An 18,722-nucleotide genomic window follows, 5' to 3' on the forward strand; every position below is an offset into this window, starting at 1 on the left:
CAAATGAATCTTACCGAGATTTCGAATATCAGTTGCTTCTAGTCTGCTTGATGGGTGCAGAGCTGGTCAGGTTTTGAAGGTTAATCTCCCCGACCATCGATAACCTGATTGTTTCAGAGTAGACTTGTATACAGATGCTAGTAGTAATTCCGCTTCGTTTAGCATCATGACAATGATTTAACTGTTTCATGGTTATCTGATATCCGAGGGATCAATAACCATCTAATTTTCAAAGTGTCAGCAGTTAATTTCTATAATTCTAGTATTCTTTTGACAATATTACCATCCCTCTGAACAGTTGCATCGCCAACCTTTTTGGACAACGAATGGAAATGATCAAACTCCTGACATCTGCCTTGGCTAAAACATTTGTTTTCGTCTGATTGCTGATATCCGCAGCCGTAAAACATCATCATGACCATTATGTATGTGCTATCGGTTACCACTATGGTGGCGATGGTGTTTGTCGTCACAACGGGGTTTATATCAGGGAAGACGGCATGAGCGTGGTTTGGAATACCGACCTGAACCCAGAGGAACTGTTGAGTTGTTTGATGGAGCGCTAAGAGTTAAATTTCAATAGTTAGCTCTTAAGAAAGGTTAATGTCTTTCACTTGTAGTCCTTATTCATGCCTGCAATTGTGTCAATCATTATCAATTACTAGCTCATCATCCCTAGAGTTCTTTTGAGGCTCCTTGATGAAGTTGAATCTATAATGTTAAGCTTTTTAGTAAAATATTAATCCTTAAAATCTTAACGCTCTTGTTAATAGCGGAAGCGTTTAACTACTTTTGCTGGTTGATGGTTAGAACCCTCTTGATAGAGGATCCATTGGTTCGTTTCTATGTCATGATCACAGCCAAATTCAAGGCTTTCCTTGTAGGATTCCCATTTCATGAAGTGGCAGGCTTGGTCTGCTTCAAAGGCTGAACGGTAACTAGTGAAAAATAAAAAAAGCATCACCCCAGCGGCGAGAACAATAATGGTAACGAAACCGACTTTCATGTTTGCTCTGATATGTGTCTTAAGTACAAGGATGATATTGGCACAGATGATGGTGAATTGGTTGAGCTGATGTTAGTTTTTGATATTAATCCAATCAACACTACCTTTGTTAGTCAAATGATAAATTTGCAACTCGATACTTGCTAGGAACAGCTTGCCTATTCCTGCTTCTGTCTGCGTGATTTTTGTATATAATGCCAAAAGTATTGGGCTGTTGGTTATAAGTCGACGCAGCTTTGTGTAGATAGTATCAGCAATCTGTTTCCTCCAATAAACTCTAGGTTAAGTTTACCTTCTCTAGAGGTGTCAGTCTTGTTAGCCCAGTTAGTCCCTTCAACTATCTCGATTAGAGATAAGTATTTTTGTCTTCGCGGAGTTAGCAACCATAACGATACGCCATTGTTTTTGGGATGATGATTTGATTGTCTCTACCACAGAATTACTGAGCTTCTTTTTTCGATAACAGACGGCCCTATCAACTGCAGAAATTGTGATTTAGAGGTTTCTGGCCCAGTGGATGAAACAGCCTTGGTGTCCTGCTCATCTACTTTCTCTCAAGCCTTCAATCCTTCGCATCTGCTATCGCTACGGGGCTTGTGTTGGTTATTGATGTAGATCATACCCCTGTATCAAATACCAGCCAATAAATCCAACTAAGTTCAGACCAATGACAAATGCCCAAACACGCCAAGGTTGATCCCTTGAGATTTTCACAATGCGATTCTCTTGAGATTCGCCATTATAACATTCTAGTCTTATTTGTTGTTCGAGAATGTATGCATGCAGAAACTCGCTTCGCATTCAATGCTATACGTATAGTCCCTTTATATTCAATCATCTATTCATTGTTATTAGTTTTTGCTACATAGTAAATCATATCAATAAAGTAAATTTATTATCTTTCTGATTGTCCCCACTGCTGTTTCAAGGGGGGCAATACTTTTCAGTTTAATTACAACGAGTATTCAAGGCCCACCTTTGTATTTGTCTCGACTAATTTCTAGGGGACCTCTCTAAGGATACGAAATCTTTTTTGATGGTAAGTCTGCCTGTTTCCAGTATGGAATGAACACTTTCGATAGCCTCATTCGTTATTAAGGTGACTATGCCAGTAATTTGGCCAGCCCTTTGATCATGGAAGCTATTAATCTGAATGTATCTATCCCTGGATTAGCACGTGACCAGTCAGGATGAAAAACTCTACGAAGGCCTCAGCCCTTTTGAGCTCAAGAACAAGTTAATTGAACTGGCCTCTTCTAGAAACGAAAAGAGGATGCTTAATGCTGGACGAGGCAATCCAAATTGGGTCGCCTTAGAACCTAGATACGCTTTTTTTCAGCTAGGTCATTTTGCCTTAGCGGAGTCAGAACGACATCTGATTCGACCCGGGATTGGAACCATCCCGAATGGTGTTGGGATCGCTTCTCGATTTGATGATTTTCTCGTTAAACGCTCCCTAGAACCAGGGATTTCTCTGCTTAAGAAAAGTCTTGCGCTTGTGCAGGACGAGATGGATATTGACCCGGCTGATTTTTTACTTGAGATGGTCGATGGAATTCTGGGTGATCATTACCCCGTTCCTGATCGGATGCTTCGTTGTAGTGAACAGATCGTGCGTGACTACCTCGTAATGGAGATGGGGAGTGGTAAGCCTTCTATTGAGGCATTTGACCTCTTCGCTACCGAAGGTGGCACGGCTGCGATGAGTTATGTCTTTAATAGTTTGATTGAGAATAAGCTTTTGACCAAAGGAGACAAGATCGCATTGGGAACACCGATCTTCTCTCCGTATATGGAGATTCCGCTTCTGAACGACTTCGAGCTTGTTGAAATAGAGCTTATGCAGGAGCAAGATCGTGGCTGGCAGTATTCACCCCAGCAGATTGAAAAACTCGCTGACCCTGATATAAAAGCTTTTTTTGTGGTAAATCCTTCTAATCCAACTTCAGTTGCTATACACCCGGAATCATTAAAAGCTATCCACAAGATGATTGCCACTCGACGTGCCGATCTTATCATTTTGACTGATGATGTTTACGGTACCTTTGTCAATGGGTTTCAATCCTTAGCAACTGTTGCCCCTACTAATACGATTCTCGTCTATTCCTATTCTAAATATTTTGGCGCTACTGGTTGGCGGTTAGGAGTTATAGGACTTGCTCAAAACAATATCTTCGATACGGCAATTTCAGCACTTCCTAGGCCTGATCAGCAAGCTCTCTCGGATCGTTATCACAAAGTATTTCTAGACCCCAAAGAGGCAAAATTTATTGATCGTATGGTTTCCGATAGTCGTACCGTAGCACTTCACCATACTGCCGGACTATCAACCCCACAGCAGGTCTTTATGACATTGCTGTCTCTTTCTTGCCTAGTGGATACAGAGGGTAATTACAAGCAGAGTACACAGGATATTGTAACTAAAAGATTTCATGACTTGTATTCAGCTTTAGGTATTTCGAGCCCTGATATACCTCATAATGCACATTATTACACCACGATTGATGTTCCTCGTCTTGCTTCTGAACGATATGGTAGTGATTTCTCAAAATGGATCGTAGAGAATCACGAACCGATTGATTTTATATGGCGCTTAGCTGAGGAGAAGGGTATTGTTCTGATGGATGGAGGTGGATTCGATGCGCCAACAATGACTATTAGAATATCGTTGGCAAATCTACCAGATCAAGACTATGTGAATATTGGAATGAGTATTGGAGATCTTTTAAGCAACTACCACGATCGGTGGAAGTCATCACTCTGAAAGGTGACGAAGCTTTTACTCAAAACTATTCTATCTTTTGCTATTTAATTATCTTGAATTACCGCCTTGCTGATATTTTATTGTCTACTGCAGATGTTTTGTTGCCTTCCCTGCCACGAACTGACTTAAATGAATGCTTACCTAACAGGCTAATGGAATCATGCTTGTAGAGAATTTATAATTAGTACTATTGCCTTCGCATTGGGCCTTCATTGCAGAGCTCTTTGAGTTTGGCTGACCTATCAGAGTAGTCCTGGACTTGTTGATATGCTCTAGCTATCGATTAATCTTGAGCTAAGTAGTCTTAGATCATCTTTGTGCTCTTTTAGAGCTAGCTTTTGGAATATTGTTACTGTGGTTTGGCGCTAATCAGATCCCTCCCCGCCCTCACCTCATCGTAAACGCTTGGATGCAAGCAAACATCAGTTCGACATCTATAGGGAGCAAGCTTTCGGAGTGTTCTCTAATATCTGAGAAGAGGACGACTTGTCAGTTATAGATCCTGCTAAGATGAACTTATCAAGTCTTGATGATCTAAATCGGCGAGATCTCAATCTGTTCAGAGCTAATATTCTTCTATTTGTGTATGCTTTACAGCTTCATCACCGCTTCCTTTGGAATAAGAACAATACCAACAACAGTGTTCCCCAGATTGGTAATAAATACAGAGCGGTGAAAAGCCCCATTATGAAAATAGTGCAGGCAACAATCAGAGCGGCTCCGATTCCAGCCCAAAGTAACCAGCGACGCACCCTTTTCGGCCATACTTGCCCGGTCAGTCGATCCAGCTGATCCTGTAGCTCCCTCCGCTCCTGAGTCATTTCCAGCAGACGGGTCTGATGCCAGGAGACTGAGTTGCGAGCTGATGATTCAACGATCTTTTTCTGCACACCCCCCAAGAAATCTGAGGAGCCAGAGAACATTGAGCGCACACTGACCGCTTGAGCTTGAATGAGTGCTCGGCTGGTTTCGCCGATTTGCCGCTCGAGGCTCTCTAGTCGAGCTTGCAAAGACTGAATTGGGTCAGCATTGCGTGAAAGGTCGATCCGTTGCAGGGCGACGACTTTTTTAGGTCTGCTAAAAATCCCTTGAATGAGGCGCAAATGGTTAGTTCCAGGCCTTTGCATTATGGGTGTGCTCGGCAACACGTTCCTATCGCTATGCCCCTATCGTCCTCATCTGGTCGGGTGCTTTAGCCATGGATGTGTTGAATCTGCCTTAGTCGGCTTTGAGCGCATGCTTTTTTATAACCCGTCCAGCCCGCCAAAACACCATCGGTGGTGCCTGGGGGGGTGTAAACACTCCAGCGCATCCACTCATGACGTTCGTTTTGCTACTGACTAAAACTTAATTAGAGCCAAGGGCAGGGTGATGGATGGAGAGGTCGGTCCTGTATGGCTTTAGGGGCCTACTTTGTGGGCCCCCGCTTAAAACGGTTGGAGTTAAGCAATGGCAATCCAAAGCTCAGATAATGAACTAAAACCAAGAAAATCAGGTTGTTATTCAACAAACTATTCCCTTAAAGCTGACTACCGTGAGATTCGTCATCTGGATTTGAAAAAACGCCTTGGGGTATTGCTCTAATGACGTGAACGTATGGAGCGTGAATTAGAAGCAATTAAGGCAGCCTTGAGCACATTGGAAGATCAGATGCAGAAAAATGTAGCCTATGAGCAGCTTTCTATCTGCGATCAATCACCTTCTTAAATGCTATGGCTCTGTTGTTATTTCTATGAATTTAGACTTAAGAACAAGTTCTTGAGCTTGTCGGCTGAGATTGGTATTTTTTCTGCATACCTTTGGAAGGCTCTTGGTAAGATGGCATAAAAGAATTTATTCTGAGCTGAGTAAATAAGCCTTTTCCCATTGGCCTTCCTGTCAAGGTCGATCCTTTTGAGGGTAGGCCTAATGAAGACACCGTTGGATGGTATCATTCAGTTGATCGTTGATCTTCATTAGACGTTTTCATATGTCTTCTTTGAGATTAACTCTCTAAGATATCATTCTCTTTTTTCATTGTAGTAATGCAATGATGCCTAGGGCAGGTTGTTGCTTTTTAATGTTTTTGTTTAGATAAATAGCTAAAGTCATTTTCTCTGCGGCTTAGTTTCTCCATCACTCCTTTAACAACTTGGTTAGGACCATTCGTCGAAGTAGTCCTGATCCGCTAGGGAGTCCTGCTGATCGGCTTGAATTTTGCCCTCTGCTCGATCTAGTGAGCTCAAGGATTTCTCCACATAGGTCATTACGTAAGCAGCTCGCTTTTGTTGGTAATGCATGTGACGCAGGGTACGAGTCAACTCATGCCGTCGAACGCGTCGCCACTGATGCATGAATCGATCGAGAAATGTTGGACGGCGACGGCTCATCGATCTAGTCGCTTCCTAGAGCACATTGTATTCAGTTTTCTTGGTGCAGTGAAGAATGCTGCAAGATCATTCGCTGCTAGTTGCAGACGGGTAATGACAGAGCTCCCATTGCTGGTCTTGATGATGCACCCTCTGGTGCTCTAGCGACCACAAGGGTGATGAGCAGAGTGAGCTTGTGCCGCCCTCCTATGACCAGGTTGTGATCTGTTTGGTGGTGATGTAAGCAGTACTGCTCAATACTGCTCAAATTCAGGCTCATCAGGATGTGAAGCTGCTCAACTTCGAGGCTTCACAACATCAGTAAGGTTTGAGGCTTGCACATATGCGTCGAAGAACCTTGCCTGTGGAGTTTCACGGAAGACTTATATGGGAGTGCAGTGAAGTCGCAGCAGTGGATCCAATGCTTGCAACTGCTTTAGACAGGCTTGTAGTACTAGGGACGTCAATCAGCTCCAGCTGAAGTCCATTGCGATACCTTCTTCGAGGCTCCGTTTTACCGGGCAGGTATCAACCACCCTTTGAAGCAGCTGTACCTGTTCATCGCTCAGTTCAGGCGGCATGGCAATTCGAAGTTTCAGGGCTTCGATACTGCGCGGGCCTTCACTGGTCATGATCTTCTCGACCTCAACTGCTGCACCCTCGATGTTCCAGCCCTTGCGTCGGGCAGTGATGCCCATCACGGTGAGCACGCAGGTACCAAGAGCTGTTGCGACTAGGTCTGTAGGCGAGAAGGCCTCGCCCTTACCTTCGTGATCGATAGGGGCATCGGTGGTAAGACGATCCCCAGAGGGGTTATGTAGGGCTTCACAGCGCAGATTGCCCTTGTAGCAACAGGAAATTGTGGTCATCGCAATTCACCTCTGAACTGATTTGCTATGCAGAGATTCTGCTACTAGATGTTTTTTCGAATCTCATCGAACAAAAAATCAAAGGCCCCAGTAGCCTCCAAAGACTGATTAAACTCCCGATCACATCAAGGTTGATCTGATCTGACCATCTTGGACTCAACCTCAAGCAATCCTAATCTCTATTGCGTTAACTGCTTTAGGCCTACTAACTAGAGATGGATCAATACAAATCAGGCTTTTGCAAAGGCCCATCCAAATAGCCTGTTGGTATGGAAAAGAAAAAACAAGCGCAGACTTCAGCTCCAGATCAAAACCACCCCCTCTATGCGAGTGATCGTGATCGAGTTGATGCTCTCTTAGGGCACAAGGGTCATCCCAACGAAGACCAGCTCACCACGGCAGCGATGCTTCTCAACCGTTACGACGGTTTCCCAGGTGCGATGGACTTGCAGGAAGATCTGACAAAGGTGGTTAAGAGTTGGGGGCTTGACCGTGAAGCCCTTAATGCCAAGACCAGAGCGATCTGGTCCAGTGGTTGGCGACCAGGCAGTGCCACTTCTGGGGATGATGTTGGCTCAGGAGCCGATGTCGTTGACAAGGAGGCCTGATTGGTGCCACTCAAGGTTGATACTGCTAGTGATGTTTCCCTTGCATCGATGAGTGCCCCCTACCAGGAAGGAAAGAAACTGCCCCTACGCGAAATGGTTAGAGCCCATGCTTTTCCCGTCTTGGCTGCTTTAAGTACTATCAGCATCATTGTGATCGCCTGGTCGCTTATTCCAATCTCTAGACAGGCAGCCCGCTGGAACGGATGTTTTGAGGAATCCTTACGCTGGCAACGTAGGGACTTCCCAAAGGAGTCCATACCGATTTCGAAGTTGTGGGCGACTCGCTACTGCAATGGTGGTTCACTACCAATGCCAAGGAAGTAAACGCAATCTCACTGTTTATGGCTTAAGTTGCAGGAATTGAGCGTGCCTCTTTAGTTGGGGAGATTGCTTTGGATGTGATCGTCACAACTCGCGAGGGAGCATCAGCCAGGATCTTTTTTTGTTGCTTTAATCATATATTATGAAATGATTTTAGGGCTATTCCTAATCCTGGCTGTTTGAAGGATGCATGCAGAGGGCGTGTAGATTTTAGTGGCTCTGTTTTGTGAAGAAGGAATGATTGCTGCAGAATAAATAAAGTTAGTCACTCGGCTGATTTAAGCTTGTAGTTGTTTTGGTAACAGATTCTGTTCGTCTAAGATTTGTTTTAATGGGTTGACATCGGCCTCTAATCTTTATTTTTGCAATTAAAATCTATGGAGGCATAAGAATCATCTAAGTTGATGCATAGGTCTATTGCTATGGTTGTTTAAGTTTCCTTGTTCTGTAGTAAAGGTCAGATCATGCATCGTCTATACCCCTTTTGATTAGATGCTGCCTTTTGGTCAGTCTTAGTATTTAGCGCAGCAGGCACATCACCTTTCTGATCCGGAAAGGATCAACCTTTGAGTTAGATCAGGCCTTCAATAATCGAGAGAGTGGTGCCTGAGGAATTGGACAAGCGGAGCTTCATGACTTCTTGGTACTCAGGAGCTTCATAAGCCTTTTGAGCATCTTGTTTAGAAGGGAACTCGATGATTACTCCCAATTGTCCACCGAGGCCTTCACGGATATCAGATTCTAAGTCTTTAGCAATGATGCGGCCGCCTACTGAATTAATCCAAGGCACAACTGCTTTTGCATATTCAGCAAAGCCTTCAGGGTTCGTAACGGTGCTATTGATAAGCCAGTAACCCTTAGCCATGAAGCATTTTGCAAATCAGAGCGAGTATTGCATATCATTGCTCTTCATCTATTTGCGATCAGGGGAGTTGCTTGACTTGGCTTCTCTGAGAGGAGATGGCGTATGATTTCTTATCGTGGGGGGGCAGCACTCAACTTTTTAATAGGCATGAGTTTTACATAGATTTTAGGGGGAAAGTCTTAGCCATCAAGAGAATCTTTAGAGCTCTGCTTGGGTCTAAATTGAGTGAGTTCCTTTGACTAGTTATTCTAATCCAAGTAACGTTACTTTTTCTGGCGATGGTGTGATAGATGCCATCAATGAACAATACAGACTTTTGAGTCTATTTGATCCGAGTCTCTATGAGCATCATGCAATACTGGATGAAGTTATTAGATCATGGTTTAGTTAAGGTGAGCTTTTAAGTGTTTACTTGCTTGCAATTATTGTGATTTTGTATTGGCTTTTCTTACCCTCTAGCCAGCTGCCACCATTGAAGATAAGAATTCCGGGATGGGCAGCCTAGCCATGAGCGAAGAAAGAAGATCCATATTGAACTTGTGGACTGCTGGAATGGTGCGATCCAGAATAAAAATAGCCAGGTAGGGAATGTTCATCGCGATTTGCCAACGCCATTTGAAGGTCAGGACCCCCCACGCCTTTTTGGCGTAAGCCTTTTGGGGATCAGTAAGGCGTTCCCATCTCTGATTTCCAAAAGCGGTGATACGTTCCTTCAGAGAGGCTTCAGACAGTGAACCTGTTGACTGCATTTCATGTCCTGAGATGGAGGCCTTTATAGCATATAGGGGTTTTTACCCATTCCTGATGGGTCTTGGCTGCCGATTCACAGCGATGTTGTTCAAGCAGATTCACGGCTAGAATTGTTGCCTGATTCAATCAAGCTTGCTTGTGCCTGATCTTTCAAATGGCTTAGATCCCTTCTCTCCTTGGGGTATCGCACTTTTGACTTTTGGCGTTGTCTTTACCTTTTGTATTCCGTTCTTTTTGATTAAAAGTGATGATTTTAACCCAGATAAAAGCAGCAAAGCCTATCAGGATGAGATGAGAGCAAAAAAGATAGCCAGTCTCTATCCGAAAAAACCTTAGCCCAAGAGATATCCTCTATAAGTACCAATGTAATTCTGCTCTGTAACAGTATTGATAGGGCTTACTCACTCATGCTTTGCCATAAGATGCTATTCAAAAGTATTATTCAAAAGTATTGATTATTTTGCCCCTCTAGTTCGTCTGTTAGGCAGATTTGCTGATTAATTGAAAACCCCACTTGTTTTGGAAGATCATATTTTAAGTGCTAAGTATTTTAATCTGACAAATGCTTAGATATCAATAGGCCGGCAACCTTTTTTCTTCCAGTTATTGATAGGTGTAGCAGCTAGAGTTTTCAGATGATAGAAATTAGCTCAGTATTGATGGCATGGCTATCTATAGGGATTTGAACTCTTCACGTGCCTTACATCGATCAAGGAATTTATTCCAAGCCTTTGGCCACCTCCAGCGAACGATTAGAGCCAAATAGAAGAGGTAGGCCATCCCTTCCACGGGATGCTTGATTGTCGATAAGAGAGATAGTGCCTGTTCGACTGGCGAGGCCATGGCTTACGGAGTTCGATACCCATGATTAGGCAGGAAACTCTTGGTTGTGTCTGAACTGTTTCTAACCGTCGTAGCTTTTGGTGGTTTTCCGTTGCGGTGCTCATAGGCTCTGCTCGACTCGCCTCTTGTTGCACCCAGTGCTATCCATCTGTCCAGCCATGGATTGGTTCGTCTCAGACCGAATTTTGCTAAACAGATGATTCCCCTGGCGATCTTCCCCTGCCCCTGCCCCTGCCAGACGCACTGATAGCAAAAGCTCCTTGAATAGTGCCTTGCTAGCACTTCCTCTGATCAGCTTGATTGCCTCTCATGCTGTTCTTCAAATGCTTTGACGAGTTTCTGCTTATTTTCTTTTAAAAGCCTACCTTCTGATTGCATTTCAATGCTTGATAAACAGCGTTGATGGTTTTGATGGCTTTCTACCTGTCCAGCACCTATCTTGAGGGGGCATGCTCTTTACAGGCAAGGTTCTCAAGTTGTTCGTTTTGATCAACTGTTGAACCAGCGATCTCTGGCTAGAAGGGAGGTGTATTCATCGAGGCCTATGACTAGTATTATCAGATGCCGATACTGTGGAATGCCCATATCGTCGACATATGAATGGGAGGTCGAGGCGCTGATTGCTGGTGGGAGTTGCCTGGAGTGCGTGGAGCGAATTGAAAAAGGAGACCTTATTATTGAACGACGCATCAGCATTCCTAAAGATCAGTGTGATGACTAGCGGCCAAAGAGCTATTCAAGATCTTCAGTCTTGACAGTGTGTTCTTCGAGGCCTAGCCCGTTTCGATCGCTTGTAGTGGTTGGAGAATGGGGTGTATAGGCTTAATGAATGATTTTTGTTTAGACCTGTTTTGATTAATAATAAGTCTTTACTATTCCTCTCGATATTTGTAGCGGGATTGCTTGCTGCTCTAATCCTTAGTTAATCTAGAGAATAGAGTGTCAACTCTTTTTCTATTGACCCCTAGGTCTGAAACTCCTACTCTTGATGCGGAGCGAACTTGGATAATACCTTTGCTTGGTATTTGCAAGATCTCTAGGTCGTCTGGAAAACGAAAGATTAAACTTCTGACTACTGCATGCCAATAATTGTCAGTTTGTTCAATTGCTTTCGTCCTTGGCAGATGAGATGCAACGTCTACAATTTGTTCATGCATCTCTTTGACGTTGTTGAATTCCCATTCAACAAGCACACAGTTCGTGTTAACTGCACATTCGGATAACGTTCCTTCTCCAGTGAATGCCATGGCAGGATTACTGTGAATGGCGATGAGCGTTATGAAAAGGCAAGGAAGCAGACAGTATGCTATACGTTTCATAGAAATCATTTAACAGAGCAGAAACCTACGGGTTGTAAGCTGTTGTCTAGCCATATTTTAAGTATATAACTTTATCCGATGTCTCGATTAGAGCAATGAGTGATAGTTGGCATCCACCGATGACCGTTCAAAAACCTGTCTCAGACAACGTCTCTGCATCGATGCAAGACCCCGACCGTAAAGGACAGAACCTCAATCCGATTGAAGGGTTTGGATCTCACTCATATGTAGTTTTGGCTACTTTATGTACTGTTAGCTTTATCGTGATTGCCTGGTCACTTGTTCCAATCTCCAGGCAGGCAGCCCGATGGAATGGATGTTTTCAAGAGTCCTTTCGTTGGGACCGCAGGACTTTCCCAACGGATCCACAGTTGGTTTCGAAGTTGTGGGCAACTCGCTACTGCAATGGTGGATCACTATCAATGCCTAGGGAGTAGTTGCTGCTGACTTAGATGCAGAGTCACCATGGTTGCACTCAGCCTCGATTTCTTTTGAGGTGCTCTCATGGATCAAATTAATTGCGGATGTGCAGGATCACCTTTGAATGGACCGACCACTTGGGATGTGATCCATCCTCCATAGAACTGTCCGGGTTGGGGGATCACTGTCTCTCCATTGACGCTGCAATGATCCATGCGTCCGGGGTATAGCGCATACCAGCCCGTAAGGGCCCTGAATGTTGGGGTGGGATCTGGATACGACCAGATTGCTCCCTCGAGACGTTTGTCTGAGATCACCAGATCCCAGTAGTTGGCGATTCCCTTCCATTCGCAGAAACTGCTGCGTCGACTGCGTATCAGTAGATCCTTCCGCATCGCCTTTGGAGGAAGATAGTAGGTGGGCGGATGGAATGTCTCCAGCACACGCAGGCAGTCATGCGTTTCACAGATACGCGTACCGAGGGCCTCCACAATGACGTGGTCATAGCAGGCCACAAGAGCTGGCGGACGTGGGTACTCAGCAACAATTTCAAGGCTCATCAGCTCTCCGTTGGGATAGTTACTTTCAGGGGGTGGGTGATGACATTTGAGCCGGGTGGCACATACCAGAGATATCGCGGACTGGCCTTTTGCAAAAGGGTTAAAGCCCAGACCTTTTAAGCAGAGAATTGGTTCGTCGCAAGGATGACGCCAGAAGCTGTCAAATGATTAGCGTTCGAGACTCTCTAGCAGTAGGTGCCAACCTAGGGCGGAGGCTTCAGCGGCGAAGCTTTCTCTTTCTTCGCACAAGCAGGATGACTAGTTCAAAAGCGTTGTAATGACTAGGTTCTCATTTTAGGATCCCTGCTAAACTGGCATTAAACTAGCAAGCCATCAAGGTGGTAGGTAGTTATGCCTAGCGTGATCATCAAAGAGAAGGTCCTAGACGGAAGAGGTGAGGTTGTTGCTTATAAGCATCAGCCAAGTATTTATGTGTATAGAGAGTGGATAAAGGAGCGTCGAGCATACAGAAGCAAGAGATTAGAAGGTGCTAGGAACATAGAAGATGCAAAAACGCTAGCATTAGAGGTAGCATTTCAGTTTGCTGGTAAAACTACATCTGCAAATAAGAAAGAACAAGATGCAATAGATAGAACTCTAAAGACACAGGCAATAGAGAAGGCAATTGAGTCTTATCTTAACTATCAAAAGAAAAGAGCAGAAAGTGATATTATCAAACGTGCAACCTATGAACACAAGGAAGTAACGCTAAGAAAGCATCTATTAAACTACTTACAAGAAGAAGGCATAACTAAGACAAGGCAGATTAATGAGATGACATTCCAAAACTACTTGATATACCGTAAAGGAATGAAGAAGCTAACGTGGAAAGCTGAAATAGTGATAATTAAGGATTTTCTATCTAACTGGTTGTTGAAACATAGGTTGATTGAACCTGAGGTCGTAGCAGACAAGAACCTCTTCCCAACAATTAAGATACGTCAGGATGACTTAATGGCTAATCCTGCTATAAATGCAGACGATTGGACTGTTATCAATAAGGAAATCAGAGCATGGGTATCACATGGTGCTTCACATCCCAATCATCGGGTGCACCTATGGAGAACATTGTTTTGGCATTACACACTCATAGCTAAAAACACAGGTGCAAGAGGGGAGGAATTACGAAAGCTACGATGGAAAGATGTTGAGATAAGGGATGTTGGAAGAATCTCAGCTAGGAAAAAGCAGGAAGAGATAGAAGAATTAGAGGCAGAAGGCATTGAGGTTATTGATGACGGTAACGATGATAACTATGCTTGGGCTACTAATCCAGAAGCATTAGGTCGTGAAGAAAGATTGATAGCTTATGTAAATGTCACATCTGGCAAAACAGGACAATCAAGGGAAATACCTACCAGCATAGGATATGCTTTTATCAGGTGGCGTGATTATCTAAACCAATATTATGAGCAGCATAAGTTTAATAAGCAGGTGTCTGGTAATGATTTGGTATTTGGGAACGTCAATAATGATGGTAAAGAATACAACAAGAAATCATATGTTATAAGTTGGGCTACTATTAGAAGTAATGCAGAAGACAGGTTAAAGGGACACAAATTCAGCAATCACAACTACACTCTATATTCACTACGTTCTACATTCGTCGAGAATAAACTACTAGAAGGCTGCGACCTGTTTCTATTATCAAGAATATGTGGTCATGATGCAAAAGTGTTGCTTAAACATTACGAACGTCTGGACATTAGGGAGCGAGCAGAAGAATTGACGGCTTTACCATTTGGCAAAACTAAGAAACAAGATATAAAGGTTGAACTGTTTAGCAATTAATTCACTCTCATAACTGCAACCCATACACCAATACACCTAAAAGCACGCAGAAATGCAGGTTTTTAGGGTCTTTTTGTGAAGATATGCATCATTAAAGGTGTCTATAGGCTTCCAATGGGTTATTATGTGCTTGGTCAGGCTATCGAGACCCTCTAGCCTTCACCAAAGCATTTCAAATTAATCAATAACCGCCATTAGAAGTAAGCTTTTCTATTGGATCATACCCAACTAATGGCTTTGGCTTCTACTGAGGAAGCCCTTTAAACCCACCATGTCATCAACACACACCCATTCACCTAAGCAAGTAATCAACGAAGCAAGTACTAAAGCAGCAATCATCGAGGCAGCTAAAGAATTCATCTCACTCCAAGATGAGCAGCTCTCAAGTAAAGCCAAATTGATACAAGCACTACAGGAGGAAAAGCAGGCATTGACTTATGTCCTGATTGCCACTTCATCATTCGGGTTTCTCTTCTGAAATTACTTATCAGTCGTAAGGCTGGTATTTTTTTTGTGAATGGATCAATCAATAAAGATTAGCTCTTGATTATGTTCAATTGATAGCTACATTATGCATATATGCCCTCCAAAGGCCTCTAGAAGGCTCTGTAATCGTCCTTAAACCACCTCAAGGATCCAATCCCACCAAAGCACCGCAAGGACGTGGTACAAGGGCATGCAGAGTCCACTAACAAAAGCAATAACAACCTATGAAAAACAACCCTATAGATAAGAATAGACAAAAGTTTAATAAGAGCACCAGTGCACTAAGTAATTGGCCATTCAGAGCAGCCCGTAAAGATGTAAGTAAGCATCCAGTAATGAAATCAAAGGAAGCTTGCTCTAATCGGATGGTTACTATGTTCAGTCAGCAGGAGGAGTTGATAGTTGTAGGACTGTCAAATCATCTCCAATGCGACAAACGTGAAGCCTTACGTGTTGCTCTCCATGAACTGTGCTTGGACCCAAAGGCTGCTCTAGATAAATGCTATGTATATGCTAAATCAACCAGCAAAGAGCAAGGGCATACAAGTCGTGATAGGAAAGGCACGCTATCTCTACCTAAAGCAGAGAAGGAACTAGCACAGAAAACTGCTAAACAATTAGAGATTACAGATAAGGAATTAATTAGACTAGCTGTTATAACGGTAAGCTTGGGTCTAAATGATGATTCAATCAAACTAACCAATACCAAAAACGTAAGTGAACTAAAGGTGATGAGGGATTGGTCTAGATCTAACCCAAACAAGGAATCTAGTATTAAGCCATTACTAATTGCTCAGCAAAAGGGAATAGAAAAGGCGGAGCAAGAGCGAGATGAGAGACGCAGGGACACTGAAATCAGAAACAAAAACATAAGAGAGTACCTTAAATGTAATCCTGGCTTGAGCTGGGAAGCAGCTAGAATAGATTTAGAAGAAGGATTAGATCAGCATGACGCACTAGAACAACTTATAAGTCAAGAGGTAGAGAAAGAGTCACTTAATAAACTTGAGGAGAAGATACTACGTTATCAATTAAGCGGCTGGGATCTAACAGATGAAGAAGCGAGGCAAGCAGCTGAAATTGAACTAAAAGAAGAGACACCTTTGACTGAGGAGGAGACTGAGCAGCTAGAAAGAGAGTTAGAAGAGATGTTGATGGAAAAACATGAGTACGAAAAGAATAAACCTGCCAAAAGTAATCGTAAAATACCTCACCCACTTAAATACAAAGGAAGGTCTATGGATGAGCAGTTAAAGGATATAGATGAGAGAAGAGAGGAGATCATAAAAGCTCAACTACGTAGATACCGGATAGAAGGATTCTTTGACGACCTGCTCTGAGAAGCATTGCTATTACTGAAATTATGCTCACACCTCTCTACTACGTAGTAGGAGAGACAAACATTTCAAACTCACATGCAAAATCACTCAACAGAATTAGCTAGAGATCTTGTCTGTCAAACACTTTTAGACCGTCTTATCGTAATGGATAAGATGATTGAAGAGGCTGAACTTCACGACAATCAGACAAAGATACGACAAATCTATCTTCTACAAAACAAAACACTCAACAGACTAGAAAGAGTAGTAGCGACATAAGACACAAAACTACTGTTAGCTTAATTTACCTATGGGTTGGCGAACGAACGAAGTTCGAGAGCACCCATCTTTCAATTACTTCTAACTAACTACTCCAATGAAGTAGTAAAGAAGACATAAGGGTTAGCTTAGACTCCGCTCCACTTCGTTCCGCTCCGTGTTGCGTTAGCAGTAATAACCAAGTATGTCTAAAGGTACAGCGTTAACTGTTAGACCAATGGTATGAATGTCTTTAAAAGCTCTACCTCCAACACCTTAGGGTGTTATTGCTTTTAGCAGGTCTGGTTAGGGTGGAGCCAGACTTGCTATTTCTTAGATCAAACTAGTAGGGAAAGGAATCCACAGCTAGTAGATGGTAAGAAGAACATTGATAGTTCTTTATAGGTATCGGATGTCGTTTTAAGCGAATATGGAAGTGGTTAAAGAAATAAAAAGCCCCTGCATTATCAGGGGCTTTGCGTGTGTTTTAGGCTGGTGCGGTCACCTGAGGTTGTAGACCCTCACATCCTATGACTCCCAGCCTCCCTATTGTAGTCATATATTTCCGCGTCGCCCATGGGATTCCAGGCCAATTGTTCCACCAGCCTCCAGATACTTCTGATAGTTCAGCTGTAGTCAGCTCTTGATCTAGCAGTTCAGTGTTGTTGTAGTCTAGGTTCGTGACTGGTTTGTAGTCAAACCGCTCAGATCCCAGTTAAAGAGTGCTTTGGTGAACCTGGAAGATCTATTATAATTGTTCCACCAGCCTCCAGATACTTCTGATAGTTCAGCTGTAGTCAGCTCTTGATCGAGCAGTTCAGTGTTGTTGTAGTCAGTGTTGATAGTAGTCATTGTTTTAAAGGTGATAAGTGTGTGAGTTGTGTTGGGTTGTTTCCCCTCGACTCCTACAAGATCTCAGCCTTTCTGGTGATCTCCACTACACAGCTCTGGTGTAGACCCCAAGAGGTTCTGGTGAGCTTCTGGTGAACTGCTCAGATCCCAGTAAGAGACTTAACTGCAGACACCAAAGCCATTAAAAAACCTCGCTCGTGGCGGGGCTAAGTATTAATTATTGCCAGGTATTGGAGGCTGATTGATGGGCTTTTGGGGTGATTGAAGAAATAAAAAGCCCCTGCTAATGCAAGGGCTTTGAGTGTGTAGGCTGTGTCATGCTGAAGGTATATTTTTCGTCGCGTAATTGCATTGGTTCGCATACCAGCCTGCCCCACAGACAATCCGACCATCATCAGCAACAGCAGAACAAATTGGCGCAGCAGTACACTTGTTTGTGCGGTACACCCAGCCTGCCCCAGCCACAGCTTCCAGCTCTAATTCAGACAGATTTTGTTGGCGATCAGAGTTTAGGTCTTCTGTGGTAATCGTGAACCCAGCAGCCTTTGCAATAGCAACAACATCAGCTCCTTCTGCTTTGAGCTGTTCCTGCAGTGAAGTATCGCCTTGAACTTTGGCAATGAATGCCTTGAGTTGATCTTCGCTCATTGGTTTAGAGATTGGTTGTTGTTTGTAAGTTTAAAGTACTAGGTATCAAATGTCGTTTTGAGCAAATTTTGAGGCGTTTAAAGAAATAAAAAACCCCCTGAGGGCTTTGCGTGTGTAGCCTGTGGGTTGTTATTCAACATAACCTTATGTTTTTAAGTGGGCCTGACCTACCTGTATAGTTTGGCCCGCACCTTCCTATTTTAAAAGGGGACATCGTCAAAAATATTCCGCCGCTAGCGGATTCCAGCTCTTCATCAGACAGGTCTTGGCTTTGAGAGTTTAGGTCTTCTGTGGTAATCGTGAACCCAGCAGCCTTAGCAATAGCTACAACATCAGCGCCTTCTGCCTTGAGCTGTTCCTGCAGTGAAGTATCGGCTTGAACTTTGGCAATGAATGCCTTGAGTTGATCTTCTGACACTTACTTTTAGTGGCTTTTATTATTATACCATCGCCCTTTATTTCTGTCTATTGTTATCAATATAATTTATAGATTTGAGGAGCCAATGTGATATTGATTGGTTAAGGATGCTCTCTAATATTAATTCAGTATGTGCAAGTCAGTGGTGCCAGGTATCGGATGGCGTTTTAAGCGAATAGGGAAGTCGTTGAAGAAATAAAAAGCCCCCGCGATTGCAGGGGCTTTGAGTATGTAGGTTTGGGGAGTGGTCGTAACGATCTTTTCTGCTCATCTCCCT

Annotated in this window: 21 protein-coding genes; 9 read left to right on the top strand and 12 right to left on the bottom strand. The window is 43.4% G+C overall.

The genetic code is table 11. From position 1 onward, the window contains the following. Window positions 1-383 precede the first annotated feature (383 nt). Complete coding sequence (locus EV12_RS13515) at window positions 384-566, top strand: hypothetical protein (RefSeq protein ID WP_152562334.1); 183 nt, start codon at window positions 384-386, stop codon at window positions 564-566. Between the two features lie 200 nt (window positions 567-766). On the opposite strand, the gene EV12_RS00160 is transcribed toward EV12_RS13515, so the two are convergent. Beyond that, entirely contained in the window at window positions 767-1,006 is a 240-nt protein-coding gene (locus tag EV12_RS00160; RefSeq protein WP_036910597.1) for a hypothetical protein, read from the bottom strand. Window positions 1,007-2,183: 1,177 nt separating this feature from the next. Here EV12_RS00160 and EV12_RS00170 point away from each other — a divergent pair. After that, the gene (locus EV12_RS00170; protein ID WP_036910601.1) at window positions 2,184-3,770 is read left to right on the top strand and encodes a bifunctional aspartate transaminase/aspartate 4-decarboxylase; all 1,587 of its coding nucleotides are present in this window, start codon (window positions 2,184-2,186) and stop codon (window positions 3,768-3,770) included. Between the two features lie 602 nt (window positions 3,771-4,372). On the opposite strand, the gene EV12_RS00175 is transcribed toward EV12_RS00170, so the two are convergent. The 4 genes from EV12_RS00175 to EV12_RS00195 all read right to left on the bottom strand — a co-directional run bounded on the left by EV12_RS00175 (window position 4,373) and on the right by EV12_RS00195 (window position 6,993). Next, window positions 4,373-4,915, bottom strand: a complete 543-nt coding sequence (locus EV12_RS00175; RefSeq protein WP_241466996.1) for a Sema domain-containing protein — start codon at window positions 4,913-4,915, stop codon at window positions 4,373-4,375. Window positions 4,916-5,905: 990 nt separating this feature from the next. Further along, window positions 5,906-6,139 carry a hypothetical protein gene (locus EV12_RS00190; RefSeq protein WP_036910606.1) on the bottom strand — a complete coding sequence of 78 codons (234 nt, stop codon included), beginning with the start codon at window positions 6,137-6,139 and terminating at the stop codon, window positions 5,906-5,908. Window positions 6,140-6,215: 76 nt separating this feature from the next. Next, a complete protein-coding gene (locus EV12_RS13520) occupies window positions 6,216-6,398 on the bottom strand; it encodes a hypothetical protein (protein ID WP_152562333.1) in 183 nt (60 codons plus the stop codon). A 187-nt stretch (window positions 6,399-6,585) separates the two neighbouring features. Continuing rightward, entirely contained in the window at window positions 6,586-6,993 is a 408-nt protein-coding gene (locus tag EV12_RS00195) for an OsmC family protein (RefSeq protein ID WP_036910607.1), read from the bottom strand. Window positions 6,994-7,256: 263 nt separating this feature from the next. On the opposite strand from EV12_RS00195, the gene EV12_RS00200 reads away from it, so the two are divergent. Together EV12_RS00200 and EV12_RS12825 are read left to right on the top strand one after the other, a co-directional pair. Further along, the gene (locus EV12_RS00200; RefSeq protein WP_036910609.1) at window positions 7,257-7,595 is read left to right on the top strand and encodes a DUF3288 family protein; all 339 of its coding nucleotides are present in this window, start codon (window positions 7,257-7,259) and stop codon (window positions 7,593-7,595) included. 48 nt (window positions 7,596-7,643) lie between these two features. Further along, a complete protein-coding gene (locus tag EV12_RS12825) occupies window positions 7,644-7,919 on the top strand; it encodes a hypothetical protein (protein WP_052039496.1) in 276 nt (91 codons plus the stop codon). A gap of 568 nt (window positions 7,920-8,487) precedes the next feature. Here EV12_RS12825 and EV12_RS00210 read toward each other — a convergent pair. Together EV12_RS00210 and EV12_RS00215 are read right to left on the bottom strand one after the other, a co-directional pair. Next, complete coding sequence (locus tag EV12_RS00210; RefSeq protein ID WP_036910612.1) at window positions 8,488-8,781, bottom strand: DUF1330 domain-containing protein; 294 nt, start codon at window positions 8,779-8,781, stop codon at window positions 8,488-8,490. 455 nt (window positions 8,782-9,236) lie between these two features. Beyond that, a complete protein-coding gene (locus EV12_RS00215) occupies window positions 9,237-9,530 on the bottom strand; it encodes a hypothetical protein (protein WP_052039495.1) in 294 nt (97 codons plus the stop codon). A 133-nt stretch (window positions 9,531-9,663) separates the two neighbouring features. Here EV12_RS00215 and EV12_RS00220 point away from each other — a divergent pair, with 133 nt between their 5' ends. Together EV12_RS00220 and EV12_RS13810 are read left to right on the top strand one after the other, a co-directional pair. After that, window positions 9,664-9,867 carry a hypothetical protein gene (locus tag EV12_RS00220; protein ID WP_036910614.1) on the top strand — a complete coding sequence of 68 codons (204 nt, stop codon included), beginning with the start codon at window positions 9,664-9,666 and terminating at the stop codon, window positions 9,865-9,867. Window positions 9,868-10,951: 1,084 nt separating this feature from the next. Continuing rightward, the gene (locus EV12_RS13810; protein ID WP_193742087.1) at window positions 10,952-11,095 is read left to right on the top strand and encodes a hypothetical protein; all 144 of its coding nucleotides are present in this window, start codon (window positions 10,952-10,954) and stop codon (window positions 11,093-11,095) included. A 190-nt stretch (window positions 11,096-11,285) separates the two neighbouring features. On the opposite strand, the gene EV12_RS00225 is transcribed toward EV12_RS13810, so the two are convergent. Then, a complete protein-coding gene (locus EV12_RS00225; RefSeq protein ID WP_036910635.1) occupies window positions 11,286-11,621 on the bottom strand; it encodes a DUF1499 domain-containing protein in 336 nt (111 codons plus the stop codon). 581 nt (window positions 11,622-12,202) lie between these two features. Next, a complete protein-coding gene (locus tag EV12_RS00230) occupies window positions 12,203-12,673 on the bottom strand; it encodes a DUF427 domain-containing protein (RefSeq protein WP_036910616.1) in 471 nt (156 codons plus the stop codon). 351 nt (window positions 12,674-13,024) lie between these two features. On the opposite strand from EV12_RS00230, the gene EV12_RS00235 reads away from it, so the two are divergent. The 3 genes from EV12_RS00235 (at window position 13,025) to EV12_RS00245 (ending at window position 16,290) form a co-directional block, all read left to right on the top strand. Beyond that, window positions 13,025-14,464 carry a hypothetical protein gene (locus tag EV12_RS00235; protein WP_036910618.1) on the top strand — a complete coding sequence of 480 codons (1,440 nt, stop codon included), beginning with the start codon at window positions 13,025-13,027 and terminating at the stop codon, window positions 14,462-14,464. A 271-nt stretch (window positions 14,465-14,735) separates the two neighbouring features. After that, on the top strand, window positions 14,736-14,942 hold the full coding sequence (locus EV12_RS00240) for a hypothetical protein (RefSeq protein WP_036910620.1): 207 nt from the start codon (window positions 14,736-14,738) through the stop codon (window positions 14,940-14,942). A 232-nt stretch (window positions 14,943-15,174) separates the two neighbouring features. Then, complete coding sequence (locus EV12_RS00245; RefSeq protein ID WP_036910622.1) at window positions 15,175-16,290, top strand: hypothetical protein; 1,116 nt, start codon at window positions 15,175-15,177, stop codon at window positions 16,288-16,290. Between the two features lie 909 nt (window positions 16,291-17,199). On the opposite strand, the gene EV12_RS13815 is transcribed toward EV12_RS00245, so the two are convergent. From EV12_RS13815 to EV12_RS00255, 3 genes are all read right to left on the bottom strand, one after another. Next, window positions 17,200-17,379, bottom strand: a complete 180-nt coding sequence (locus tag EV12_RS13815; RefSeq protein WP_152562332.1) for a hypothetical protein — start codon at window positions 17,377-17,379, stop codon at window positions 17,200-17,202. Between the two features lie 315 nt (window positions 17,380-17,694). Continuing rightward, window positions 17,695-18,027: a Nif11-like leader peptide family natural product precursor gene (locus EV12_RS13360; RefSeq protein WP_081939890.1), complete on the bottom strand. Its 333-nt coding sequence runs from the start codon at window positions 18,025-18,027 to the stop codon at window positions 17,695-17,697. A gap of 133 nt (window positions 18,028-18,160) precedes the next feature. Then, the gene (locus EV12_RS00255) at window positions 18,161-18,445 is read right to left on the bottom strand and encodes a Nif11-like leader peptide family natural product precursor (RefSeq protein ID WP_052039494.1); all 285 of its coding nucleotides are present in this window, start codon (window positions 18,443-18,445) and stop codon (window positions 18,161-18,163) included. Between the last annotated feature and the right edge of the window lie 277 nt (window positions 18,446-18,722).

The sequence above is a fragment of the Prochlorococcus sp. MIT 0701 genome, assembly GCF_000760295.1.
In the GTDB taxonomy this organism is placed as follows: domain Bacteria; phylum Cyanobacteriota; class Cyanobacteriia; order PCC-6307; family Cyanobiaceae; genus Prochlorococcus.